Origin of the sequence: Kutzneria kofuensis (assembly GCF_014203355.1) — a bacterium.
In the GTDB taxonomy this organism is placed as follows: domain Bacteria; phylum Actinomycetota; class Actinomycetes; order Mycobacteriales; family Pseudonocardiaceae; genus Kutzneria; species Kutzneria kofuensis.
On the sequence record NZ_JACHIR010000001.1, the window covers coordinates 1,669,964 to 1,694,115 of the forward strand.

Genomic DNA, 24,152 nt, shown 5'->3' on the forward strand with positions numbered 1-24,152 from the left:
CTAGCCTCGAATTGAAGATACGTTCCGTTTCTTACAGTGGTGGGGGAACACTCATGACCGACACCGTCCCGGAGCTCACGCTGACCCGCAGCTGCCCGTTCGACCCGCCGGACGGGGCCGCCGAGCTGCGTGAACGCGGCCCGGTCGCGCGCGTTCGGCTGTTCGACGGCAGCACGCCGTGGCTGGTCACCGGGCACGCCGAGGCCCGCGCGCTGCTGTCCGACCCGCGCGTGTCGTCCGACCGCGGCCGGCCCAACTTCCCGATGCCGATCCCGCTGCCGCCGCAGACGCGGCCGACCAACATGACCGCGACGCTGATCTCCAACGACCCGCCGGTGCACACCCGGCTGCGGCGGATGGTGATCCCGTCGTTCACCGTGCGCAAGATCGCCGCGCTGAAGCCGAAGATCGAGCGCATCGTGACCGAGCGGCTGGACGCGATGATCGCCGCCGGCCCGCCGGCCGACCTGGTGGCCGACTTCGCGCTGCCGGTGCCGTCCATGGTGATCTGCGAGCTGCTCGGGGTGCCCTACGCCGACCACGCGTTCTTCGAGGAGCAGTCCCGCCGCCGCCTCGACGCCGACGGCAACGCCATCCGGAATTTGCTGACGTACCTGCACGACCTCGTGCAGAAGAAGATCGACGAGCCCGGCGAGGGCCTGCTCGACGACCTGATCGCCGAGCAGCTGGCCGAGGGCGGGCTCGACCACGAGGAACTGGCCGCGATGGGCATGGTGATGCTGATCGCCGGCCACGACACCACCGCCAACATGATCTCGCTGGGCACGATGGTACTGCTCGGCAACCCGGACCAGCTGGCCAAGGTGCGCGACGACGAGGCCGCGATCGGCGGCGCCGTCGAGGAACTGCTGCGCTACCTGACGATCGCCGGCACGCTGGGCCGGGTTGCCCTGGAGGACATCGAACTCGGCGGCCAGACCATCAGGGCCGGCGAGGGCGTGCTGGTGGCCAGCGCCATCGCCGACCGGGAGCAGTCCGACGAGCTGGACGTGGCCAACCCGATGCGCCACCACCTGGCGTTCGGCTTCGGCATCCACCAGTGCCTGGGCCAGAACCTGGCCCGCGCCGAGCTGGAGATCGCCTTCACGCACCTGTTCCGCCGCATCCCGACGCTGCGGCTGGCGGTGCCGGTGGAGGAGGTGCCGCGCCGCCCCAACGCCCTGCTGTCCGGCGTCTCGGAGCTGCCGGTGACCTGGTAGATCACGGCCCCTCGCGCAGGCCACGGCTCCTCGCAGCCCCCTTCGCGCGAGCCACGGCTCCTCGCAGCCCCCTCCGCGTAGGTCACAGCTCCTCGCCACCCCTTCGCGGAGTTACTTGAAATTTGAACGACCTCCCGCCTATCATGTTGAAAGTTCAACAACCAGGCGGGAGGTCGTTCCATGCGTTTGCCCACCCTCTACCTCAGCCACGGCGCGCCGCCGCTGGCCGACGACCAGCTCTGGACCGGGCAGCTGGCCGCGTGGTCGAAGGACCTGCCCAAGCCCAAGGCGATCCTGATGGTCTCCGCGCACTGGGAGGAGGCGCCGCTGACCGTCTCCGCGACCACGACCGTGCCGCTGGTGTACGACTTCTGGGGCTTCCCGCAGCGCTACTACGAGGTGCGGTACGCCGCCCCGGGCGCGCCGCAGCTGGCCAACCGGGTCCGGCAGCTGCTCGGCCCGCAGGTGCACGACGCCCCCGAGCGCGGCCTGGACCACGGCGCGTACGTGCCGCTGGTCGAGATGTACCCCGACGCGGACGTGCCGGTGCTGCAGATGTCCATGCCCACGCTGGACCCCGAGCAGTTGATGGAGATCGGCCGCAAGCTCGCGCCGCTGCGGGACGAGGGCGTGCTGATCATCGGCAGCGGCTTCTTCACGCACAACCTGGCGGCCATGCGGTCCGCGGGCACGCCGACGTGGTCGTCGGAGTTCGACGAGTGGGGCCACCACGCCCTCGACGCCGGCGATGTGGACGCACTGCTGGACTTCGAGCACAAGGCCCCGGCCGGCCGGCTGGCGCACCCGCGCACCGAGCACTTCGCGCCGCTGTTCGTGACGCTCGGCGCGGCCGAGGACGAGCTGACCACCCAGCGCACCGTCATCGACGGCTTCTGGCACGGCCTGGCCAAGCGCTCGATCCAGATCGGCTGAGGCTTCAGGCGAAAGCCACCCGGGTGATCCACGGACCGCGTTCGGGGAACACCACGAAGAGGTCGCTGACCTCGTCCACCGGCATCAGCGACCCGGTCGCCACGGCGTAGCGGCGGTGGTCGGTCGTCGGCGGCACGAGCACGGTGCCGAGCAGCCGGCCGTCCGGCGCGCCACAGCGCAGCTCGACCGGCGCCGGCTCGTCGCCGGCGTTGGACGCGGTCAGGCTCCATGACCGGCAGCCGCTCGGGTCGTAGCCGAGCAGACCGAGCCAGGCGCCGTCCTTTGCCGCCGAGACAACGGGTCCGGCCTCGCTGGACATGTCGACCAGCGACAGCCCCATCGACTCGTCGTAGGAGTGGGCGTCGATGGCGGTGCGGGCGAGCGTCCGGGGCCGCAGCGTCCGGCCGTGCACGTCGAGAACCGCGCTGGTGGCGGCCTTCGCCGACGAAGTGCCGACGAAAACCTCGTGCAGCGCCGTTTCCACCACCCACTTGTCCCTGGTGACGTCCCAGAAGCACAGGTCGGCGGCCCGCAGCCGGAACGTGACCGTGCGGCACTCACGGGCTGGGATCAGCACCTTCTTGAAGTCCCGCAACACCTTCCGCGGCTGCCGCACCTGCGAGTTGAGCTGCCGCGTGTACAGCTGCACGACCTCGTGGCAGTCGCGGAACCCGGTGTTGCGCACCCGAACCGTCACCGTGACGGCCTGGTCGGCGTTGATCACCCGCGAGCTCAGGTCCAGGTCCTCGTAGGCGAACGTGGTGTACGTCAGCCCGTGACCGAAGGCGTACAGCGGTTCCGATTCCTGGTACAGGTAGGTGCCGCTGCCCTGCAGCAGGTCGTAGTCCAGGGTCGGCGGCAGGTCCGCGTCGGCGCGGTACCAGGTCTGCGGCAGCCGCCCGGACGGGGCGTGGTCGCCGAACAGGATCTCCGCGGTCGCCCGGTCGGCCGCCCGCCCCGAGTGCTCGCTCCACAGGATCGCCGGCAGGTACGTGTCCTCCCAGCGCAGCGCGTACGGGTAGCCGCTGCGCACGACCAGCACCACGTTCGGGTTGGCGGCGCGCACCGCCCGCACCAGTTGGTGTTGCTGCGACGGCAGTTCCAGCGTCGACCGGTTCCCGTCGTCCAGCTCGGGACTGCTGCCGACCGCCAGCACGACGACGTCCGCCTCGCGGGCCAGCGCGACGGCGTCGGCGATCCCGTGCGACACCCGCTGCCACTCCAGCGGTTGCTCGGTGTCCCGGTCGATCATCGTGCCGTCGGGACCGGTGATCGCTTCCAGCGTCTCGGTTTCCGACGCCAGCGTGAACCGGCCGTGCCGCCACTCGGTCAGCTCGAACTCGCCGTCGAGGCCGGGCACCGTGACCCGGTCCGATCCGCTCACGTACTGGGCGGTGACGCGGCGGCCCAGTTCCGTGGCGAGCCCCTCGCCGTGCGGGCCGATGACCGCCAGCCGCATGCCCGGGCCGACCAGCAGCGGCAGCAGGCCGTCGTTGCGCAGCAACACGATCGACTCGCGGGCGGCCCGCCGGACCAGCTCCCGGTGGGCCTTGCGGTCCACCTTCGCCGGGCCGGAGCTGGACGCCAGCAGCTGCAGGCGCAGCATCAGCATCCGCCGCGCCGCGGCGGTGATCATCGCCTCGGTGACCTCGCCGCGCCGGTACGCCTCGGTGATCGCGTCGACGGTCCGGCCGCCGCCCATGAAGGCGTCCGCGCCGAGCCGCAGCGCCAGCGCCTGGCCGCCGGAGGTGAGCGGCCGGTCCGGCAGCTTCTCGCTCCAGATCGCCGCCTCGCCGTCGCTCCAGCCGCGCAGCACCAGCTGCAGCAGCTGGGCGGCCAGCGCCGGGAAGTCCTCCATCATCATCTGGGACAGCACGATGCCGGCCGCGCCGCCGGTCTCGAACACCGCGCGGAACACCGGCATCTCGTACTCGTTGAACACGCGCAGGTTGAAGCCCGGCGCCATCGCGCAGCGGTCGAGATCGTCCACGTGCCGCACCACCGGCACGGTCTTCGGGTGCGCCTTCTCCGGGCCGCGCAGGCCCAGCGCGAACACCGCGCCGAGCTTGGAGCACAGCAGCGGGTCCTCGCCGAAGCCGCGCTCGTTGCGGGCGTGCCGCGGGTCGTACGACGGGTTGACCAGCGGGATCTCCCGCACCAGGCCGCCGCCGGATGCCCGGATCTCGTCGGCCATGGCCGCGCCGACCCGCATCACCAGCTCGGGGTCCCAGCTGCTGCCCAGTCCCAGCGGCAGCGGGAAGTCCGATTCGACGCCGTCGGTGGCCGAGCGCAGCGTGAAGTCCGCGGCGGGCAGGCCCAGCCGGGGCAGGGCCGGCTGGGTCTGCTGAGTGAGTTCGATCTTCTCCGCTATGCTGAGCGTCGCGACAAGATCATCGGCGACCTGTCGCGGCGTCGGCGACTGCTGCGGGCCGGTATCGGCGAGCCGGAACGTGGTAAGCCCCTTTCCTCGCACACGGCACCCGCCTGGATGGCAGGCCGCTCGGGACTCCGTTCGGCGGAGTAGGCGAGAACTTTTCACGCTTACCTGACGAGCGTCAAGGCGTTACCGGCGGGTCACAGTCTGCGAAGTCCCGCCAACACCCGGGCCAGAAGCGCCTCGTCGGGGCGGCTGTCTCCGGTATGCACCGTCAACACCCCGAGCTCGATGAGGTCGTCGATCAGGACACGGGCGACGCCCAGCGGGGCGGGCAGGGCCGCCGCGACCTCGGCGACCGAGCTGGTGCGCTCGCAGATCTCGACGATGCGTCGGTGTTCCATGACGAGTACTACGTCGCTGCGGTCGACGGAGATCAGGGTTTCCAGCCGCAGTTCCCGGTTCACCTCGGTCCGGCCGCCGGTTCGCGCGTACGGGCGGACCAGCGAGCTGGGTTCCTCGCCGGCGTCCAGGCCGTCCCAGGCGAGGTCGTCCTCGGGGTAGACGGGCGGCGGGGGCGGCACCGGCTTGGGCGGCGCCGGCAACGGCTGGGTGTGCGTGAGGTCGTCCTCGACCGGCGGCTCCTCGTCCGCATCACGCTGCCAGCGGCGGCGGGCCCTCGGCGAGCCGAACCGTGCGCCCGTGCGCCCGACCTCCGGGGCCAGCTCGTGCTGCCCGCGCTCCAGCTCCTCGGGCGCGGGCTCCCCCGGTTTCGGCTGCTCCACGTCCGGTTCGACGTCCGCCCACCGCTCGCGGTTGCGCGCCGACCCGAAGCGAGCTCCGGTCCGACCGACCTCCACCACGTCGGCCACCCTAGGACCGTGACCGGTTCCGGACGTGTCGGCGATGTTTCGAGTCTGTTCGTTCCAGGTGAACCGTCCCGAGTTCAGGCCACGGACACGCGCCGGCCATGTCCGGCTCTTAGCGTCCGCCCGTGCACGACCACCACCATCACCACCATCACGCCGGCGACACTCCCGAGTACGCGGACCTGGCGGTTCCGGACCGCGAGCTGCGCCCGCTGGACGTGAGCCGCCGACGCTTCCTGCGCAACGCCGGCCTGCTCGGCGCCACCGTCGCCGGCGCGGGCGCGCTCGGCGCCGGCACGGCGTCAGCGAGCACCGGCTGGGACGGCCCGGGCCGCTACCAGTGGCTGGCCGGCGACCACCACATCCACACCCAGTACTCCAACGACGCGATGTACACCGTGGAGCAGCAGGTCGCGGGTGGTGTGCGCAACGGGCTGGACTGGATGGTCATCACCGACCACGGCTACCTGGCCCACGAGAAGTACGCGGTGCAGCAGACCTACGCCGACGTGCTGGCGTCCCGGCGCAAGCACCGGGGCCTGTTGCTCTGGCAGGGCCTGGAGTGGAACACCCCGGCGGCCGAGCACGCGACGGTGTTCTTCGACTGCTCGCGTGACGAGGCGCAGATGCTGCAGACGTTCGAGCGGCTCTTCGACGGCAACGTCAACGGCACCAACCCGAGCTCGCCGGCCAACGAGCTGATCGCGGTGCAGGGCCTGCGCTGGCTGGACCAGCAGGTCCGCGCCGGCAAGATCAACTCCGCGCTGTTCCTGGCCAACCACCCGTCCCGCAACGGCCGGCTGTCGCCGCACGAGCTGCGCAACTGGCGCGACGTCGCCCCGCACATCGCCGTCGGCATGGAGGGCTCCCCCGGCGCGCAGGCCGACTCCACGCCCGCGCCGCTGGGCAACGGCGCCGCCCGCGGCGGCTACTCCAACAGCCCCGGCGTGGACTCCTGGCCCGGCTACCCGCTGGAGCTGTACCGGACGCACGGCGGCTTCGACTGGATGACGGCCAAGCTCGGCGGCCTGTGGGACTCCATGCTCGCCGAGGGCAAGGGCTGGTGGATCACGTCGAATTCCGACTCGCACCGCAACTTCGGCGACACGCTGACCAGCCCGTCGCCGGACGCCGACTACAACACCACCGGCAAGCACCTCGACGCGGTGGACAGCGGCGTCAGGCACAGCTGGGCCGACTTCCGGCCGGGCCAGTACAGCCGGACCGTGGTCGGCGCGACCGACCGCAGCTACCGCGCGGTCATGGACGGCATCCGCAACGGCCGGGTCTGGGTGGCGATGGGCGGGCTGCTCGCCGGCCTCGAGGTGACGGTGTTCTCCGACGAGGGCGGCTGGCCGGTGACGTTGGGCGGTCGCACCACCGTGCGTCGCGGCGGCAACGTGACCGTGCTGGTGGTGGCGCGGCTCGCGACCCGGCCGAACGCCGGCGGCAGCATCCCGCGGCTGGCCCGGATGGACCTGATCCAGGGCATGGTCACCGGTCCGGTGGCCGACCGCGACACGTTCGCGACGCCGAGCGTGCGGGTCGTGCAGTCGTTCGAGACGCGGCGCGGATTCGTGCCGGTGGCGGTGTTCCAGCACACGTTCCGCAACGTGCGCGACCCGTTCTACCTGCGCCTTCGCGGCACCGACGGCAACTTCCACGCCGAGGGCTCGATCGAGCCGCGGATGGACCCGGCCGGCGGTGTGGATCCGTGGAGCGACCTGTGGACGTACTCGAACCCGATCTTCGTGGACGTCCGGTGACGCTGTACGCGGCGGACGGCGGTCACCGGGATCGCCACGAGGCCGAGCACTTCGCACTGGAACTGGCGCCGGAGGCTTCGCTGCTGTGCACGCACGTGGTGCGGGAGCCGGTCCCGCACCACGCGGTGTCGTTCGAACTGAACGGGCACTCGGACTTCGAGGAGCTTCGGGACCGCACCGGCGGCCGAGCCTTTCGCTTCCCCGGCCAGGACGCCTTGCGAGGGTCGCTGACCGTGCGGGAGATCGTGGCCTCGAGCGCGATCGACCGTGTCGTCGGTGTCGGCTGCACCGCCACCGACGACACGGTCGTGGACACGCGGGACTACGTCCGCCCGGTCTACGCCGACGGGCTGCTCACGCTGCACGTCACGCCGGCGGTGGACGGCTCGGCCGTGCCGTTGGAGGTCGAAGGCGCCCACGTCTGCTGACGACGTTCCAGCAGGCCGGAGCTGACCGCCACGACGAGGCCGGCCAACGCGAGCGCCGCGCCGATCCAGTTCGGCGAGGTGTAGCCGAGGCCGGCGTCGATGGCCAGGCCGCCGAGCCACGCGCCGAACGCGTTGCCGAGGTTGAACGCGGCGATGTTCGCCGTCGACGCCAGCGCCGGCGCGCCGTCGGCCTGCTGCATCACGCGCGTCTGGAAGCCCGGCACCGTGGCGAAGCCGATCGTGCCGAACAGCACCAGGGTGATCGCGGCCGGGATCTGGGCGTGCGCCGTGAACACGAAGACGACCAGGATCGCGGCCAGGGCGGCGAGGATGACGTACAGGCTGGGCATCAGCTTGCGGTCGGCCGCCTTGCCGCCGATCAGGTTGCCGATCACGAGGCCGACGCCGAACAGCACGAGCAGCCAGGCGACCGCGCCGGCGGAGAAGCCGGCGACGCTGGTCATCATCGGCGCGATGTAGGTGAACGCGGCGAACACGGCGCCGAAGCCCAGCGCGGTCATGGCCAGCGCGAGCAGCACCTGCGGCCGCTTGAGCACGGCCAGCTCGCCGCGCAGGCCGCGGCTCGGTTCCAACGGCTGGTGCGGCACCAGGAACGCGACGCCGAGCAGGCCGACCACGCCGAGCGCGGTGACCGCCCAGAACGTGGCGCGCCAGCCGAAAGCCTGGCCGAGCGCGGTGCCGCCGGGCACGCCGAGCACGTTGGCCACGGTCAGGCCGGTGAACATCAGCGCGATGGCGCTGGCCTGCTTGGCCGCCGGGACCAGGCTCGCCGCGACGACCGAGCCGACGCCGAAGAACGCGCCGTGCGCCAGCGCCGCGACGACGCGGCCGGTCAGCAGCAGGGCGTAGCTGTGGGCCAGCGCCGAGATCAGGTTGCCGGCGATGAACAGCACCATCAGGCCGAGCAGCAGGTTCTTGCGGGGGACGCGGTTGCCGGCGACGGTGAGCAGTGGACCGCCGACGACCACGCCGAGGGCGTAGCCGGAGATCAGCAGGCCCGCGGTGGGGATCGTGACGTGCAGGTCGCCGGCGACCTCCGGCAGCAGGCCCATGATGACGAACTCGGTGGTTCCGATGCCGAATGCGCTGACCGCCAGGGCGAGCAGGGCGAGGGGCATGACGTTCCTTATCTTCTGAGTCGGGTCGGTTCTGGTCAGTCGTAAGATCAGGAAGGCCCGGGGACCTCGGGTGTGGCTGTCATGACGGAGCCGTTGGTGTGGCTGGGAAGGATTGGCCGCCCGGGGTCCTGCGACGACTCGGCCGCTGATTGGGATGAGCGAAACAATCGCTGCATAAGGACGTGACGGCGAGGTCGTCTGCTGGGTGTCTGGCACGAACGACGACGGGAGGTGGCCGTGCCGCAACTGTGGGCCGGTGTGGACGCGGGCAAAGCCCACCACCACTGCGTGGTGATCAACGCCGAGGGCGACAAGATCCTGTCCCGGCGAGTGCCCAACAACGAGGCCGAACTGCTGGAGCTGATCGCCGATGTCCGAGCGCTGTCGCCCGACGTGCTGTGGGCGATCGATCTCAACGCCGGCGGCGGCGCGCTGCTGATCGCCCTGTTGGTCAACCACGACCAGGCCCTGCTCTACATCCCCGGCCGCACCGTCCACCACGCCTCGGCCGGCTACCGAGGATCGGGCAAAAGTGACGCCAAGGACGCGTTCATCATCGCCGACCAGGCCCGCATGCGCCGCGACCTGCACCCGATGACCGCCGGCGACGAGATCGCCGTGGACCTGCGGATCCTGACCGCCCGCCGCTACGACCTGACCGCCGACCGCACGAGGGCGATCAACCGGCTGCGCGCCCAGATCCTGGAGTACTTCCCCGCCCTGGAACGAGCCTTTGACTACAGCTCCTCCAAAGCCGCGCTGGTGCTGTTGACCGGCTTTCAGACTCCCGCCGCGCTGCGGGAGTGCGGCCAGGCCGAGCTGGCCACCTGGCTGCGGGCCCGCAAGGTCCGCAACGGCGCCGCAATCGCCGCGACCGCGATCGCCGCAGCCCGGGCCCAGCTCACCGCCGTTCCCGGACAGTCCACTGCCGCGGCCATGACGGCGCGGCTGGCCAAGGGGGTGATGGCCCTGGATGAGGAGATCGCGGAGACCGACGCCCTGATCGAGGGCCGGTTTCGCCAGCACCGGCACGCCGCCGTGATCCTGAGCATGCCCGGCATCGGGCCGTTGCTCGGGGCCGAGATCATCGCTCTGACCGGCGGGGATCCGGCCGCGTTCGGCAGCGTTGACCGGCTGGCCGGTGTCGCCGGCCTGGCGCCGGTCCCGCGTGACTCCGGCCGGGTTCAGGGCAACCTGCGCCGTCCGCGCCGCTACAACCGGCGGCTGCTGCGGGCGTTCTACCTGTCCGCGCAGTACGCCATCGTCCGGTGTCCGGAGTCGAAGGCCTTCTACGAACGCAAACGGCACGAGGGCAAGGTCCACAAGCAGGCCGTACTGGCCCTGGCGCGTCGACGCCTCAACGTCGTGTGGGCGCTCGTCCGCGACGAACGAACGTTCCAGCCCCACGTGCCACGACCAGGCAGCGCAGCAGCCTGACAGGCTCACCGCCTATCACCGCTACCGCTTGACAACGTCATTGGGAATCCTTCCCCAGTAGACTCTCGAGTAGCAAGCTTCCGCAATAGTTGCAGACGCTTGTTAATGTTGCACGCAAGTATGCCCGGGGCAAGCCGAGGAGGAGTGAGCCGTGACACTGGCCGACGAGGACGTCCGCAGGGCACAGGGCTGGTGCACGCTGGCGGCGCTGCACAACCGCATCGAGGACCGGCTGGAGCGGGCGCTGCAGGCTTCGCACGAGCTGTCCGTCCGGGAGTACGGCGTGCTGCTGACGCTGTCCACCCAGCAGGAGCACCACCTGCGGATGAACCAGCTGGCCGACGCCGTCGTGCTCAGCCAGTCCGCCACCACGCGACTGGTCAACCGGCTGGAGGACCGCGGGCTGCTGCGGCGCTACCTGTGCCCGACCGACCGCCGGGGCATCTACACCGAGGTCACCGAGGCCGGATTCGCGCTGCTCGAAGCCGCCCGGCCGGTCAACGACGCGGAGCTGGAGAGGGCCCTGGCCGAGGCGGAGCAGAACCCGGAGTTCGCCCCCCTCGTGCGCGCACTGTCAGCTTGACCAGCAGATACGCCACCGCCGACCCGACGAACGCGCCGGCCAGCACGTCGTGCGGGTAGTGCACGCCCAGGTACACCCGGGTGGCGCCGATGAGGACGGCGACGATCAGGGCGACGAGCCCGAGCCTGCGGTCCAGGACCAGGATCGCGACCGCCGCCGCGAAGGCGATCGTCGCGTGGTTGCTCGGGAACGAGTAGTCGGTCGGCGGATCGCAGGGCTGGACCGTGTAGAGGTCCTTCAGGGTCAGGCACGGCCTCGGCTCGGTGACCAGCACCTTGAGGCCGATGCTGATCAGCCAGGCCACCGGCGGCGCGACGAGCGCCGCCAGCAGCGCCGGCCGGGACGCGCCGCGCCGCCAGCACAGCGCCCAGAGCAGGACGAACAGCACGAACCCGTAGTCGGAGAACACCTCGACGGGCAGGTGCAACCACCCGGTGGCCCGGGCCAGGGCCGTGCCCACCGTCAACACACCGTCGTCGAATTCCTGCACAGTTAACGTCTACACCTATGTAGTAGATCGTGCGCGGCCGTAGATTGTGCCGATGCGACGCAGGTCCGGCGAACTCGAGTCCGAGGTGCTGGCCGCGCTGTGGGCGGCCGACGGCGCGATGACGCCCGCCCAGATGCAGGCCGAACTCGGCGGCACGCTCGCGTACACCACCGTGGTCACGATCCTCTCCCGACTGCACGACAAGGGCGTGGCTGCACGGGAGAGGCAAGGTCGGGCGTACGCGTACTCCCCAGTGCAGGACGAACCGGGGCTGGCGGCCAGTCGGATGCGTAAGCTCCTCGACGCCGAGCCGGACCGGCGCACCGTGCTGGCCCGGTTCGTGACGGACCTGAGCGAGGAGGACGAAGTGCTGCTGCGACAACTGCTCGCGGACTCGGATGGATGACGGCGCGCTGGTGCCGCTGCTGGCGCCGATGCTGGCCTGGGCGTTGGTCCACTGCCGGTCGTGGCAGCCGCGGCCGACGAGTTGGCTGATCGCGGGGATCTCCGTGCTGCTGGCCCTGGCCAGCACCGTGACGCTCGCCGTGACCGCGGTGTCCTCCCTGCTCAGCGGTTCCGTGGTACTCGGTGTGACGCTGACCCTTCTCTTCGTCGCCGCCACGTTCTCCGTCGGCGCCGCCGCCTGGCACCGGCGGCGGGCGTGGCGGATTCCCGTTGACGGGCTTGCCATCCTGCCCGACGACGAGCCGCTCGCCTATGCGCTGCCCGGCGGCGTTGTCGTCTCCCGAGGCATGGTCCGTGCCCTCTGCGCCGACCAGCGGCGGGCGCTGCTCGCCCACGAGCGGGCCCACGTTTCCTTGCGGCATCACCGTTTCGTGCTGCTCGTCGACCTCGCCAGCGCCGCCCAGCCGCTGCTGTGGCCGCTTCGGGCCGCCGTTCGGTACACAGTGGAGCGTTGGGCCGACGAGGTCGCGGCCAGCGCCACCGGTGACCGCGTGCTCACCGCCCGTGCCGTCGCCACCGCCGCCCTCGCGGCCCGTCACGCCCGGCTTTCCGTTGCCGCGCTGGGCATTTCCGCCGGTCCCGTCCCGCAACGCGTCGCCGCCCTGCTGACGCCGGTGCGGCCCCGGTACCGGATTCTCGCCCTGCTCACCGTGGCGCTGGTCGCCTACGTCTTCGTCGAGGCCACCGAGGCCGTGTTCGACCTGTGGCAGCTTCTCTAGGCCCCGTGACGACGCTGCCGCTGGGCGTAACTCCTCAGCGCCCTGAGGAAGTCCACCTCACGGAACGCCGGCCAGTACGCCTCGCAGAAGTACAGCTCCGCGTAGGCGCTCTGCCACAGCAGGAAGTTCGACATCCGCTGCTCGCCGCTGGTCCGGATCACCAGATCCGGGTCGGGGCGGCCGGCCGTGTACAGCCTTCCCGTGATGTCGTCCATCGTCAGCTCGGCCGCGATGTCCCGGGGATCCCGGTTCGCGTTGGCGTACAGGTGTTCCCTGACCGCGTCCACCAACTCCTGCCGGCCCCCGTATCCCACCGCCAACGTGATGTGCCCCTTGTCGCGGCGCCTCGTCGCCTCGACCGCCCGCTTCAACGCGTGCGCCGTGCTGTCCGGCAGCACATCGAGGCTCCCCGCGACGTGCACCCGCCAGTGATCGTTCCGCTTGGTGAGCCGGTCCGTCACGACGTCCTCGATCACCCCCATCAGGTACGCCACCTCCGCGTCGTCCCGGCGCTGGAGGTTCTCCGTCGAGCACACGAACACCGTCACGTGCTCGATTCCCGCCGCCCGGCACCACTCCAGCACGTCGTCCACGTGCTCCGCCCCGTAGCGGTGCCCCACGCTCGGCGACGCCATCCCCATCTGCCTGGCCCAGCGCCGGTTCCCGTCCATGATCAGCCCCACGTGCTGGGGCACGGGGCCGTTCACGACGCGTTTGCGCAGGCGTCGGGCGTACAGGGGCATAGAGCGGTCCGGTGAGCCAGTCAGCCATACCCTTCACCGAACCAGGAACATGTGCAGATTCCGCGCAGGTCCTGTGAGGATTTACTCCGGACGGTCCTCGCTGCCGATCCGGGGGAACGGCCTGGTGGAGAAGACGACCTCCACCGGGACCTCGAAGTACTCGGCGATGCGCAGCGCCAGGTAGAGGCTGGCGCTGTACTCGCCGCGTTCGAGGTAACCGACGGTCTGGTAGTGCACCCCGAGCGCCTCGGCCAGCTGGCGGCGGCTGATGCCGCGCTCGGCCCGCAGCATGGCGATGCGGTTGTGCACCGTCTCGGTCATCCGTGCCTCACCCAATCCGCTGCATCGCCTTCTCCCGCCGGGCGGCCACCGTGGAGCCGGACTCGCGCCGGGCCATCCGGCGCAGCACGGCGGGGGCCAGCGCGAGGCCGATGACGGCCCAGACGCCCAGCACGGCGAAGGTCTCCCAGCCGCGCCACGAATGCCCGATCTCGACGGCGAGCGCGGAGTCGGGCAGCAGCGACGACCGCATCCCCAGCCCCAGCCAGTACATCGGGAACGCCTGCGCCAGCCACTGCACCCACACCGGCAGCACGGTGATCGGGTACAGGATGCCGGACACGCCGAGCAGGGCCATGATCGGCATGCTGGCGAACCCGATCATCCGCGGGTTGGCGAACAGCGAGCCGAGCACCGCACCCACCGGCATGGTGGCGAACAGCCCGACCACGAGGACGGCGACCAGCTTGAGCCAGCCGGCTGGGCCGGGGACGGCCACCTGGTCGAACGCCAGCAGCGCGTACGTCAGCGTGATGGCGAGCCCGACCACGGTGGCGCCGGTGATCACCACGACCTTGCCGATCAGGTACGCGAGCATGCCGTTGGGCACGGCCTTGGCCCGCAGCAGCGTGCCGTCCTCCCGCTCGGTGCTCAGCGCCTGCGTCATCGTCAGCAGCCCGGTGAAGCACACGTTGGACCCGAGCACGCTGGTCACCATCAGCGTGCCGATGGACAGCCCGGTCGCCCCGGTCGGCACGGCCCGCAGGAAGGCCATCGCCACCATGAAGATCACGTTGGGCAGCAGGAACGCCACCAGGTCCTGGGGCGTGGTGAACAGCTGCCGGAACTCGATGAGGCCGCGGGCCCAGCCGCTGCGCGCGGCGGTGGTCAGCTTGTTCACCGGGCCACCTCCTCGAACTCGCGCACGGCGCGGTCGGCCGCGCCGGACTCGACGCCCCGCACCAGGGCCATGTACGTGTCCTCGAGGCTGGCCCGCCGCACCTCCAGATCGGCGATCTCCTCGCCGTACTGGGCGAACAGCTGCCGCACGAACGCCGTCGAGTCGGTGCTGGCGTGCACGAACCGCTCGCCGCCACGGCTCCACCGCACCTCGGCGGCGGTGTTCATCCGCCGTGACAGGGCATCCGCGGAGCCGTCCGCGATCACCCGGCCGCCGGCCAGCACCAGGATCCGGTCGGCCAGCTTCTCGGCCTCGTCGAGGTCGTGCGTGGTGAGCAGGATCGTGGTGTCCTCGAAGTCGACGAGCTGGTGCACCAGGTCGTGGAAGTCGCGCCGCGCCTCGGGGTCGAAGCCGACCGTCGGCTCGTCCAGGAACAGCAGGTCGGGCCGGCCGACGATGCCGACGGCGACGTCCAGCCGGCGCCGCTGCCCGCCGGACAGCCGGCTGACCCGCTTGCCGGCGTGCTCGGTGAGGCCGACCCGCTCCATCAGCTCGTCCGCCGGCCACGGCGTGCGGTACGGCACGTAGTACGTGGCCAGGTGCGCGAGCAGCTCCCGCACCCGCCACCGGCCGTGGTCGCGCCAGGACTGGAGCACGATGCCCAGCCCGGCGCGCCACGCCTCGTCGCCGCGCGCCGGGTCCACGCCCAGCACGCTGACCTCGCCGGCCGAGCGTTTCCTGAAGCCCTCCAGGATCTCGATCGTCGTGGTCTTGCCCGCCCCGTTCGGTCCGAGCAGGGCGAGCACCTCCCCCCGGTGGGCCTGGAACGTGACCCCGGTCAGCACATCGGTCGAGCCGTAGCGCATCCGCAGGTCACGAACGTCGAGCACGCTCATGAACCCCTCCCCCGTCCAACAAGTGGAACGAAATGTAGCAGACCTACTACATACCGAGGAAGGAGTACGACAGGCTCAGAGCTCCTCGTGGGTGGCGTCGACCCGCCAGTAGCCGCTGAAGGCGATCATGTTCTTGGGCACGCCGCGGTCGCCGACGAGGTGCCGGCGCAGCGCCTTCACCACCGACGCCTCGCCGGCGAGCCAGGCGAAGACGTCGCCGTCGGGGAACTCGGCGGCGCACACCGCGTCGACCAGTCCACTGTGGACCCATCGAACGTCGGCATCGGCCGGGCTCGGCAACTCCTGCACCTCGTTCTCGTCGGCAACCTGGATGTACGCCAACGCTTTCGCGCCGGCCGGCAGCGCGGCGAGCGAGGCGGCGATCGCCGGCAGCGCGCTCTGGTCGCCGGCGAACAGCGTCCAGTCGTACGGGCCGGGCCGGACGAGGTGGCTCTCCGTCGGCCCGAGCAGGCCGACCACGTCGCCGGGCTCGGCGGTGGCCGCCCAGCGCGTCGCCGGACCGTCGACGTCGTGCAGCAGGAAGTCGATGTCGATCTCGGACGCCTCGGCGCGGTGCGCCCGCACCGAGTAAGCGCGCATCCACGGCCGGCGCTCCTCCGGCACCGCCAGATACGACCGGTACCAGCCCATCACGTCGCCGTCCGACGGCGGCTGCGGCACCCACGGCCGCGGTTCGCCGTTGCGGCCGAAGAACAGCTTGACCTGCTGGTCCGGCGCCACGGAGGTGAAGTCGGCCAGCTCGGGGCCGCCGAAGGTGAGCCGACGGGTGCGCGGTGACACCTGACGCACGCGCGTGACCGTGACCAGCTTGTACCGCTTCAGCATTAGCTTAGGCTAGCCTAAGCTAATGCGGGCGTGCAGCCGCCGCTCCACCTCCGCCGGATCACCCGGCGAGTAGTCGATCCGCGGCCGGCCGTCGATGCCACGGCTGGTGACCGCCAGGTAGCGCCCGTCATCGGTGTCGACCCAGCCGATGGACTCACCGTCGACGAGAAACGACCCGCCACCCAGCCGCGGCGAGCCCAGTGGCGTGCCGCCGGGTGCACCGGCCATGGGCGGCAGCTGCGCGACGAGCGTGGGCACGATCCGGGCCCGCGGCACGAAAGTGAATCGGATGCCCTCGTCATGCCGAACGGCGATCAGCCCGCGGTCGGCGCCGAACACGCCGAGGGCGGTCAGCTGTTCGTCACCGGTCATGCCGAGCAGGCCGATCGCGGGCTGGCCGGTGGCGAACAGCGTCAGCGTGTCCTGCAGCTCGGGCGTGAACCTGTTGCCCCGCAACAAACCCCGCTCCGCGAGGCTCGCGGCGACCTGCGCGCGCAGCGCCGTGCGGTTGATTCCGTTGCCGTGGTACGGGAATGCGAACGGGAACCGGCGGAGCGTCAGTCCCAGCGCCTCTCCCACGGCGTCCAGTTCGACGAATGTGCACTCCAGCGCCACGGCGGCCATCGTGACACACGAGCCGGCGAGCCAAGGCGTGACTCTTTTCAGCGCCGGCTGTCCAACGCCTTCACCACGTCGGTGGCGAGCTGCCGGGCCTGCGGCATGACATCGGACTTTCCGCCGATGGTGAGGTTCACCGTGACCACTTCGAACTCGTCGTCGGAGAAGGGAGACTTCGTGTACTGCACCTGCACGAAGCTGCTGGCCAGCTTGTCGTTGCCGATCTTGGCGGCCAGCGCCAGGCGGTTGCCGGCCTGGAAGGGCTGCGGCGTGCCGAGTTTGAACTGCGGCGGCCAGCCGTCCGAGGACAGCAGGATGCTGACGTAGTCGTGCCCCTTCACCCAGCTGCAGCCGTAGAAGCCGGTGGGCGTGACGGTGGCGGCGCCGCCGAGCGCCGCCGACGCGACGGAGGTCAGCGTCGAACACAGGTCGACGTCGCCGGCCGACCCGGTCGGGAACGGATTGTGCTTGAGGTTCCCGGATTTCAGCACGGCGAGTGCGCCCGTGAGCATCGCGTCGGCGGTCGGGCACGGGTCGGCGTCCGGATAGGACGACGAGTTCTTGGCCGACAGCACGATCGCCTGGTTGCCGGCCAGCGTGACGCCGCGGACGCAGCCGACGTCCTTCTCGCCCGTGCCGGAGTAGACGGTGCGTCCGTCCACCTGCTTCGCCGTCACCGAGACCTGAAACTTCTTCAGGTAGTCGTCGGGCGATGCCAGGCCGGTCTCCGTCTCCACGGACAGCAGGTAGCCGGCGGTGACCTTGGGCGGGGTGGAGGTGTCGGCCAGCACCAGCGAGAAGTAGCACGTGCCGTAGGTGCTCAGCGTGTGGTCCAGCTTGAACTTCGGCGCCAGCGGCTTGAACGCGTCCTGGGGAGCGAACTGGCACGCGTCGGTCGTGCGCGGATCACCCAGCTCCGAGGCCGTGGTGGCGCCGGTGGACTGGTCCGGCCCGGCGCCGATCGGTTGGGCCACACCGGCAACTCTGCTGGCGCACCCGGATACGGCCATCGCGACACAGGCCAGGGCGGTGATCACTGTCTTTGTCCCCACGGCTGGGACTGTAATGCCTCACCACTGTCCAAGCAGGAGGATCGCCGAACTCGTCGCCACCACGCCGATCAGCGCGCCGACAATTGTCTGAGCGATCGTGTGCTCCCGCAGCACCACCCGGGACCAGCCGACCGCCACCACCGCGCCGAACCCCAACACCCACCACGGGCTCAGCAGTGCCATGAATGCCGTCACCGCGCCGCTGCCCACCGCCGCGTGCACGCTCACCTTCCACGCCAGCGTCACCAGGAAGAGTGGGACCAGCACCGTCAACATCGCGATCAGCGCTCCCACCAGGATCGGCGGCGCCCCCAGCACCGCGAACAGCACGACGCAGCCGCCCACCGACACCATCACCAGCGGGATCACCACCAGACGGGCCTGCCTGGTGCGGACGTGCGGGTCGTGCCAGCTACCCCGGGCGATGCCGAGCCGGATCACCACTCCCGGCACCACTCCCGCGAACACCACCGCCAGCAACGCCCAGGCCAGCCCGGTCGGCCCGCCCGTGCGCCACCCGATCAGCACCAGCCCCGCCACCACCACGTTCTTCGGGTCCAGCACGTCACTGACCGCCTTGGCGAGCCTCACCCCACCATGATCGACACTGAACCCCCGCGAGTCACGCTCTCAGGCACACCGAATGTGGGTTTCCGGTCCACACGATCGGGTGGGCCGGACAGTGACATTCGGTGTGTCCGAGAGCGTGACTCGCCGGGGCTTCAGGCGTCGAAGTCGATCTCGATGTGGTCGGACGCCGGGAAGCTCTGGCAGGTGAGCACGAAGCCGGCGGCGACCTCGGCCGGTTCCAGGGCGAAGTTGCGGCGCATGTCGACCTCGCCGCACACCACCCTGGCCCGGCAGGTGCCGCACACGCCGCCCTTGCACGCGAACGGCAGGTCGGGGCGGACCCGCTGAGCGCCTTCAAGGATGGTGACGTCACGCGGCAGAGTGACGTCGGTGGTGCGCCCGTCGAGCTGAACCTTCACGGCGGAACTGGGGCCCTCGACGCCGGGTTCGGTGTGCCGCACGGGCTCCGGCGGCAGATCGTCGACGAAGAACAGCTCCTGGTGCACCCGCTCCCGCGGCACCCCGAGCTCGGCCAGCACGGTCTGAGCGTCGGTGACCATGCCGTACGGCCCGCACAGCCACCAGTGATCGACCTCGGCGACGTCCAGCAGTGCCGGCAGCAAAGCCCGCAGCTTGTCGGCGTCGAGCCGGCCGCTGAACAACTCGGCCTCCCGCGGCTCACGGGACAGCACGTGCACGAGGTCGAGGTTCTCCCGGTTGGCGTCCTTCAGGTCGGCCAGCTCGTCGGCGAACATCACCGTGTCGGTGCGCCGGTTCCCGTACAGCAACGTCGCCGACGACTTGCGCAGCACGGACGACGCGATGGACAGGATCGGCGTGATGCCGCTGCCGGCGGCGATCAGCACGTGGTGACCCGGCACGTCGAGGTCGGGGCTGAAGGAACCGGTCGGCGGCAGCACCTCGATCCGGTCGCCGGGACGGACCTCGCGCACCAGCCACGGCGAGAAGGAGCCGCCGGGCACCTCACGCACGCCGATCCGCGGCTTCGAACCCGCCGGGGCGCAGATCGAGTACGACCGACGCGCCTCGAGGCCGTCGATCTCCCGGCGCAGCGTCAGCGACTGACCGGGCTTGAACGCGTACAACTCCGTCAACTCGTCGGGCACGTCGAACGTGACGGCGACGGCATCGTCGCACAGTCGCTCCACATCGGACACCGTGAGCGCGTGAAACGTGGTGGCCACTCAGATCTCCTTGACGTGCTCGAAAGGTTCCGCGCAGGACCGGCACCGCCACAGCGCCTTGCAGGCGGTCGCGCTGAACCCGGAAACCTCGACGGTGTCGGCACTTCCGCACCGCGGGCAGGACACCGTCCGCACGGACGGTCCCAGTGTCAACGGAATCGGTCCGGACGCCCGCTTGGGCGCCGGCCCCGGCGGGGCGATGCCGGCCTCGGCGAGCTTGCGCCGGCCGGACTCGGTGATCCAGTCGGTCGTCCATGCCGGCTCCAGCACGACCTTGATCTCCACGTCCCGATAGCCGGCCGAACGCAGCCGGTGGTCGAGGTCGTCGCGCATGGCATCCATTGCGGGGCAACCGGTGTAGGTCGGCGTGATGGCCACGACGACCCGATCCCCGTTGTCCTCGACGGACCGCAGCACACCCAGCTCCGCCAGCGTCAGCATCGGCAGCTCGGGATCCGTCACGGTCTCGGCGACGGCCTGTGCGGTCACCATGTCGCACCCGGATGCGCCCGCGCCACGCTCTGCATCTCGGCCAGCATCTCCGCCAGCGCCTCGGTGTGCGAACCGTCGCGGCCCAGAACCTCGGCCACGCCGACGGATTCCGGCAAATGCAACCCCGAGGCGTCCAGCACCTGCGCGATCACGGCGTCGAACTCGTCCCGAACCGAGGCCGGGTCGACCATCTCCGACGGATGTCCGGCGAACAACTCGCCGACATACGGCCAGACGGCGTCGATCCCCTCCTGCATCCTCTGGTGCGACAAGTCCGTGCCGTCGCCCAGCCGCACGACCCACTGCGCGGCGTAGTCACGGTGATACGTGACCTCCTTGACGCCCTTGGCCGCGATCGCCGCCAACACCGGATCCGCCGCCGACACCAGGCGCTGCAGCAGAGCCAGCCGCCACGTGCTGAACACCAGCAGCCGGGCCATGGAGAACGCGAAGTCGCCGTTCGGCAGCTCCACCAGCCGCACGTTCCGGAAGTCCGGCGCATCCCGCAGGAACGCGAAGTCGTCGTCGGAACGCTCGGTGCCGTCGGCCTTTCCGGCCCGCGTCAGCAGCAACCGGGCCTGCCCCAACAGGTCCAGCCCGATGTTGGCCAGAGCGACCTCGTCCTCCAGCTCCGGCGCCCGCGTGCACCACTCCTGCAACCGGTGCGACATCACCAGAGCATCGTCGGCCAGCATCAGGGAGTACGCCGCCAGCCGGTCGGCGTCCACATCGGACGGAACGGTCGTGTCCACACCGGACAGCGGGTCGGCGAAGCCGGTGCCGAACGCCCAGCGGGCGTCGCCCTCGGAACTCAGTGCCTCATAGGCGTTGTCGAACATGGCCGCCTGCTCACATGTGGGGGACGTCGTCGGGGATCTCGTAGAACGTCGGGTGCCGGTACACCTTGTCGCCGCTGGGCTCGAAGAAGGGGTCCTTCTCGTCCGGACTGGACGCGGTGATGTCCGCGGCCTTCACGACCCAGATGCTCACGCCCTCGTTGCGCCGGGTGTAGAGGTCCCGGGCGTGCCGAACGGCCATCTCGTCGTCGGCGGCGTGCAGCGAACCGACGTGCACGTGGTTCAGCCCCCGCTTGCCCCGCACGAAAACCTCGTACAGCGGCCAACTGTTCCTGCTCATGCCACCGTCGCCTTCCCGGCCCGATTCCCATCCGCCCGCTTCGCCGCGTGGGCGAGCGCGGCCTCGCGAACCCATTCGCCGTCCTCGTGCGCCCGGCGCCGGTTGGCGATCCGCTCCTTGTTGCACGGCCCGTCACCGGAGATCACGCGCTTGAGCTCGTCCCAGTCGATCGGCCCGAAGTCGTAGTGGTTCCGCTCGGCGTTCCACTTCAGCAGCGGATCCGGCAGCGTCACCCCGAGCTTCTCGGCCTGAGGAACGCTCATGTCCACGAACCGCTGGCGCAGCTCGTCGTTGGTGTGCCGCTTGATCTTCCACGCCATCGACTGCGCCGTGTTCGGCGACGCGTCGTCCGGCGGCCCGAACATCATCAGCGACGGCCACCACCACCGGTTCACCGCGTCCTGCACCATGTCCCGCTGCGCCTGGGTGCCCCGCATCAGCGTCAGCAGCAGCTCGTAGCCCTGCCGCTGGTGGAAGGACTCCTCCTTGCAGATGCGGATCATCGCCCGCGCGTACGGGCCGTAGGAGCTGCGGCACAACGGAACCTGGTTGCAGATCGCCGCGCCGTCCACCAGCCAGCCGATCACGCCCACGTCGGCGAAGGTCAGCGTCGGGTAGTTGAAGATCGACGAGTACTTCTGCCGGCCGGAGATCAGCATCTCGGTCAGCTCGCCGCGGTCCGCGCCCAGCGTCTCCGCCGCCGAGTACAGGTACAGCCCGTGCCCGGCCTCGTCCTGCACCTTGGCCAGCAGGATCGCCTTGCGCCGCAACGACGGCGCGCGGGTGATCCAGTTGCCCTCCGGCTGCATGCCGATGATCTCCGAGTGCGCGTGCTGCGCGATCTGCCGGACCATCGTCTTGCGGTAGCCCTCGGGCACCCAGTCCCGCGGCTCGATCCGGTGATCGGCCGCGATGGTCGCCTCGAAGTGCCGCTCCAGCTCGCTCATTTCGCCACCAGCGTCAACACGTCGTACTTGGCGACCGAGTCGCCGTTCTGGTTGGTCACGTCCGCGTCCCAGCGGACCTCGCCGTAGTCGTTGGCCTCGCGCGGGGTGATCTGCTTGGCGGTCAACGTCACGGTCAGCTCGTCGCCGGGATTCACCGGCGTCAGGAAGCGCAGGTTCTCCAGGCCGTAGTTGGCCAGCACCGGTCCGGGCTCCGGCGACACGAACAGGCCGGCGGCGAACGAGACGATCAGGTAGCCGTGCGCCACCCGGCCGTCGAAGAACGGGTTGGCCTTGGCCGCTTCCTCGTCCATGTGCGCGTAGAAGGTGTCGCCGGTGAACTCGGCGAAGTGCTCGATGTCCGCCAGCGTCACGGGCCGCGGTCCGGCCACCACCGTGTCGCCGATCTTCAGCTCCGCCAACGACTTCCGGAACGGGTGCACACCGTCGTCGTTGCGGTCGGCGCCGGCCACCCAGCGGTTGGTGACCTTGCTGAGCACCTTCGGGCTGGCCTGGACGGCGGTGCGCTGCATGTGGTGCAGCACGCCGCGGATGCCGCCCATCTCCTCGCCGCCGCCGGCACGGCCGGGGCCACCGTGCACGAGCATCGGCAGCGGCGAGCCGTGGCCGGTGGACTCCTTGGCGTCGTCGGCGTCCAGCACCAGCAGGCGGCCGTGCCACGGGGCGACGCCGAGCACGACGTCACGGGCGAAGTCGGCGTCGGCGGTGACGATCGAGCCGACCAGGCTGCCCTGGCCACGCACCGCCAGGTCGACGACCTGCTCGGTCGAGGTGTAGGGCAGCAGCGTGCTGACCGGGCCGAACGCCTCCACCTCGTGCGGTTGCGGCAGGTCGGCGTCGTCCGCGCGGAGCAGGACCGGTGACATGAAGGCGCCCCTGGTTGCGTCAGCGTCGACCAGGTCCACCTTCTCGGCATCGCCGAACACGACCCGACCGGCCTCCAGCAGGCCCTTCAGCGAACGCCGGACCTCCTCCCGCTGCTCCAGGCTGGCCAGCGCGCCCATCCGCACGCCCTCGGCCGCCGGGTTGCCGACCTTGACCTTGGCCAGCCGCTCGGACGCCGCCTCGGCGACCGCGTCCATCAGGTCGGCGGGCACGAAGGCGCGGCGGATGGCGGTGCACTTCTGGCCGGCCTTCACGGTCATCTCGGTGACCAGCTGCTTCACGTACAGGTCGAACTCGGTCGTGCCGGGCCGGGCGTCCGGGCCGAGGATCGAGCAGTTCAGGGAGTCGGCCTCGGCGTTGAAGCGGACCGAGCGGGACACCACGACCGGGTGCGCGCGCAGCCGCTGCGCGGTCGACGCGGAACCGGTGAAGCCGACCAGGTCCTGCTCGGTGAGGTGGTCCAGCAGGTCGCCGGCCCCGCCGGCGACGAACTGCAGCGAGCCCTCCGGCAGCAGCCCGGACTCGATGATCAGCTCCACCAGACGGGCGGTCAGGTAGGCGGTCTGGCTGGCCGGCTTGATCAGCGACGGCACGCCGGCGACGAAGGCGGGCGCGAACTTCTCCAGCGGGCCCCACATCGGGAAGTTGAACGCGTTGATCTGCACGGCCACGCCGCGCAGCGGGGTGTGGATGTGCTGGCCGAGGAAGGTGCCGGCCTTGCCGAGCGGCTCGACGTCGCCGTCGACGTAGACGGTGTCGTTGGGCAGCTCGCGGCGGCCCTTGCTGGAGTAGCTGAACAGCACGCCGATGCCGCCGTCGATGTCGACCATCGAGTCGGTCCTGGTGGCGCCGGTGCGCGCGGACAGCGTGTACAGCTCCTCGCGGTGCTCGCGCAGCATGGAGGCGACGGTCTTGAGCAGGGCGGCGCGCTGGTGGAACGTCAGCTCGCGCAGCGCCGGACCGCCCACCCGGCGGCCGTACTCGAGCGCGGCGGCGAAGTCGACGCCCGCCGAGGAGATCGTGCACACCTCCTCGCCGGTCACCGCGTCGTGCAGCGGCTGGCCGTCGACCGTCGGCGTGTGCCACCGGCCGTTGACATAGCTGCGCAGCAAAGCCATCTGGAGCACCTCTCCCGACCGA

The 24,152-nt window shown here is 70.6% G+C and carries 26 protein-coding genes; 8 read left to right on the top strand and 18 right to left on the bottom strand.

The window, feature by feature from the left end:
* The first annotated feature begins 53 nt into the window (after positions 1-53).
* Positions 54-1,220 (top strand): cytochrome P450, encoded by a 1,167-nt coding sequence (locus BJ998_RS07560; protein WP_184859736.1) that lies wholly within the window; start codon positions 54-56, stop codon positions 1,218-1,220.
* A gap of 180 nt (positions 1,221-1,400) precedes the next feature.
* A complete protein-coding gene (locus BJ998_RS07565) occupies positions 1,401-2,153 on the top strand; it encodes a dioxygenase family protein (RefSeq protein WP_184859738.1) in 753 nt (250 codons plus the stop codon).
* 4 nt (positions 2,154-2,157) lie between these two features.
* Here BJ998_RS07565 and BJ998_RS07570 read toward each other — a convergent pair whose 3' ends face one another.
* Both BJ998_RS07570 and BJ998_RS49075 read right to left on the bottom strand, forming a co-directional pair.
* Entirely contained in the window at positions 2,158-4,626 is a 2,469-nt protein-coding gene (locus BJ998_RS07570) for a glycoside hydrolase family 3 protein (RefSeq protein WP_184859740.1), read from the bottom strand.
* Between the two features lie 101 nt (positions 4,627-4,727).
* Positions 4,728-5,399 carry a DUF742 domain-containing protein gene (locus BJ998_RS49075; protein ID WP_184859742.1) on the bottom strand — a complete coding sequence of 224 codons (672 nt, stop codon included), beginning with the start codon at positions 5,397-5,399 and terminating at the stop codon, positions 4,728-4,730.
* A gap of 122 nt (positions 5,400-5,521) precedes the next feature.
* Here BJ998_RS49075 and BJ998_RS07580 point away from each other — a divergent pair, with 122 nt between their 5' ends.
* Together BJ998_RS07580 and BJ998_RS07585 are read left to right on the top strand one after the other, a co-directional pair.
* Positions 5,522-7,162 carry a PHP domain-containing protein gene (locus tag BJ998_RS07580; RefSeq protein WP_312889978.1) on the top strand — a complete coding sequence of 547 codons (1,641 nt, stop codon included), beginning with the start codon at positions 5,522-5,524 and terminating at the stop codon, positions 7,160-7,162.
* Positions 7,159-7,590: a hypothetical protein gene (locus tag BJ998_RS07585; protein ID WP_184859744.1), complete on the top strand. Its 432-nt coding sequence runs from the start codon at positions 7,159-7,161 to the stop codon at positions 7,588-7,590. Before BJ998_RS07580 ends, BJ998_RS07585 begins: the two co-directional genes overlap by 4 nt.
* Here the strand turns inward: BJ998_RS07585 and BJ998_RS07590 are convergent.
* On the bottom strand, positions 7,500-8,729 hold the full coding sequence (locus tag BJ998_RS07590) for an MFS transporter (RefSeq protein ID WP_184859746.1): 1,230 nt from the start codon (positions 8,727-8,729) through the stop codon (positions 7,500-7,502). The two genes, BJ998_RS07585 and BJ998_RS07590, sit on opposite strands and share 91 nt — an antisense overlap.
* Positions 8,730-8,966: 237 nt before the next feature.
* On the opposite strand from BJ998_RS07590, the gene BJ998_RS07595 reads away from it, so the two are divergent.
* Both BJ998_RS07595 and BJ998_RS07600 read left to right on the top strand, forming a co-directional pair.
* Complete coding sequence (locus tag BJ998_RS07595) at positions 8,967-10,166, top strand: IS110 family RNA-guided transposase (RefSeq protein WP_376775833.1); 1,200 nt, start codon at positions 8,967-8,969, stop codon at positions 10,164-10,166.
* A gap of 151 nt (positions 10,167-10,317) precedes the next feature.
* A complete protein-coding gene (locus BJ998_RS07600; protein ID WP_184859748.1) occupies positions 10,318-10,749 on the top strand; it encodes a MarR family winged helix-turn-helix transcriptional regulator in 432 nt (143 codons plus the stop codon).
* On the opposite strand, the gene BJ998_RS07605 is transcribed toward BJ998_RS07600, so the two are convergent.
* The gene (locus tag BJ998_RS07605; protein ID WP_184859750.1) at positions 10,664-11,239 is read right to left on the bottom strand and encodes a phosphatase PAP2 family protein; all 576 of its coding nucleotides are present in this window, start codon (positions 11,237-11,239) and stop codon (positions 10,664-10,666) included. The genes BJ998_RS07600 and BJ998_RS07605 overlap by 86 nt on opposite strands.
* A gap of 52 nt (positions 11,240-11,291) precedes the next feature.
* On the opposite strand from BJ998_RS07605, the gene BJ998_RS07610 reads away from it, so the two are divergent.
* Complete coding sequence (locus tag BJ998_RS07610; protein ID WP_184859752.1) at positions 11,292-11,645, top strand: BlaI/MecI/CopY family transcriptional regulator; 354 nt, start codon at positions 11,292-11,294, stop codon at positions 11,643-11,645.
* Positions 11,638-12,423, top strand: coding sequence for a M56 family metallopeptidase (locus BJ998_RS07615; RefSeq protein WP_184859754.1), 786 nt, complete (start codon positions 11,638-11,640; stop codon positions 12,421-12,423). Before BJ998_RS07610 ends, BJ998_RS07615 begins: the two co-directional genes overlap by 8 nt.
* On the opposite strand, the gene uppS is transcribed toward BJ998_RS07615, so the two are convergent.
* The 14 genes from uppS to paaZ form a co-directional block, all read right to left on the bottom strand.
* A complete protein-coding gene (uppS, locus tag BJ998_RS07620; protein ID WP_184859756.1) occupies positions 12,420-13,166 on the bottom strand; it encodes a polyprenyl diphosphate synthase in 747 nt (248 codons plus the stop codon). The two genes, BJ998_RS07615 and uppS, sit on opposite strands and share 4 nt — an antisense overlap.
* Before the next feature lie 81 nt (positions 13,167-13,247).
* Positions 13,248-13,487: a helix-turn-helix transcriptional regulator gene (locus tag BJ998_RS07625; protein WP_184859758.1), complete on the bottom strand. Its 240-nt coding sequence runs from the start codon at positions 13,485-13,487 to the stop codon at positions 13,248-13,250.
* A gap of 7 nt (positions 13,488-13,494) precedes the next feature.
* A complete protein-coding gene (locus tag BJ998_RS07630) occupies positions 13,495-14,346 on the bottom strand; it encodes an ABC transporter permease (RefSeq protein WP_184859760.1) in 852 nt (283 codons plus the stop codon).
* Complete coding sequence (locus tag BJ998_RS07635) at positions 14,343-15,242, bottom strand: ABC transporter ATP-binding protein (protein ID WP_184859762.1); 900 nt, start codon at positions 15,240-15,242, stop codon at positions 14,343-14,345. Before BJ998_RS07635 ends, BJ998_RS07630 begins: the two co-directional genes overlap by 4 nt.
* A 75-nt stretch (positions 15,243-15,317) precedes the next feature.
* Positions 15,318-16,088, bottom strand: coding sequence for a siderophore-interacting protein (locus tag BJ998_RS07640; RefSeq protein ID WP_184859764.1), 771 nt, complete (start codon positions 16,086-16,088; stop codon positions 15,318-15,320).
* Positions 16,089-16,097: 9 nt separating this feature from the next.
* A complete protein-coding gene (locus BJ998_RS07645; RefSeq protein ID WP_184859766.1) occupies positions 16,098-16,712 on the bottom strand; it encodes an ESX secretion-associated protein EspG in 615 nt (204 codons plus the stop codon).
* Between the two features lie 38 nt (positions 16,713-16,750).
* Complete coding sequence (locus BJ998_RS07650) at positions 16,751-17,758, bottom strand: hypothetical protein (protein WP_184859768.1); 1,008 nt, start codon at positions 17,756-17,758, stop codon at positions 16,751-16,753.
* A gap of 18 nt (positions 17,759-17,776) precedes the next feature.
* Positions 17,777-18,349, bottom strand: a complete 573-nt coding sequence (locus BJ998_RS07655; protein WP_184859770.1) for a phosphatase PAP2 family protein — start codon at positions 18,347-18,349, stop codon at positions 17,777-17,779.
* Between the two features lie 131 nt (positions 18,350-18,480).
* Entirely contained in the window at positions 18,481-19,533 is a 1,053-nt protein-coding gene (gene paaE / locus BJ998_RS07660) for a 1,2-phenylacetyl-CoA epoxidase subunit PaaE (RefSeq protein ID WP_184859772.1), read from the bottom strand.
* A complete protein-coding gene (gene paaD, locus BJ998_RS07665; RefSeq protein WP_184859774.1) occupies positions 19,534-20,025 on the bottom strand; it encodes a 1,2-phenylacetyl-CoA epoxidase subunit PaaD in 492 nt (163 codons plus the stop codon).
* Positions 20,019-20,864 carry a 1,2-phenylacetyl-CoA epoxidase subunit PaaC gene (paaC, locus tag BJ998_RS07670; RefSeq protein WP_184859776.1) on the bottom strand — a complete coding sequence of 282 codons (846 nt, stop codon included), beginning with the start codon at positions 20,862-20,864 and terminating at the stop codon, positions 20,019-20,021. Before paaC ends, paaD begins: the two co-directional genes overlap by 7 nt.
* Before the next feature lie 10 nt (positions 20,865-20,874).
* Positions 20,875-21,162 carry a 1,2-phenylacetyl-CoA epoxidase subunit PaaB gene (paaB, locus tag BJ998_RS07675; RefSeq protein ID WP_043717460.1) on the bottom strand — a complete coding sequence of 96 codons (288 nt, stop codon included), beginning with the start codon at positions 21,160-21,162 and terminating at the stop codon, positions 20,875-20,877.
* Positions 21,159-22,109 carry a 1,2-phenylacetyl-CoA epoxidase subunit PaaA gene (gene paaA / locus BJ998_RS07680; RefSeq protein WP_184859778.1) on the bottom strand — a complete coding sequence of 317 codons (951 nt, stop codon included), beginning with the start codon at positions 22,107-22,109 and terminating at the stop codon, positions 21,159-21,161. Before paaA ends, paaB begins: the two co-directional genes overlap by 4 nt.
* On the bottom strand, positions 22,106-24,130 hold the full coding sequence (gene paaZ / locus BJ998_RS07685; protein ID WP_184859780.1) for a phenylacetic acid degradation bifunctional protein PaaZ: 2,025 nt from the start codon (positions 24,128-24,130) through the stop codon (positions 22,106-22,108). Before paaZ ends, paaA begins: the two co-directional genes overlap by 4 nt.
* Positions 24,131-24,152: the final 22 nt, after the last annotated feature.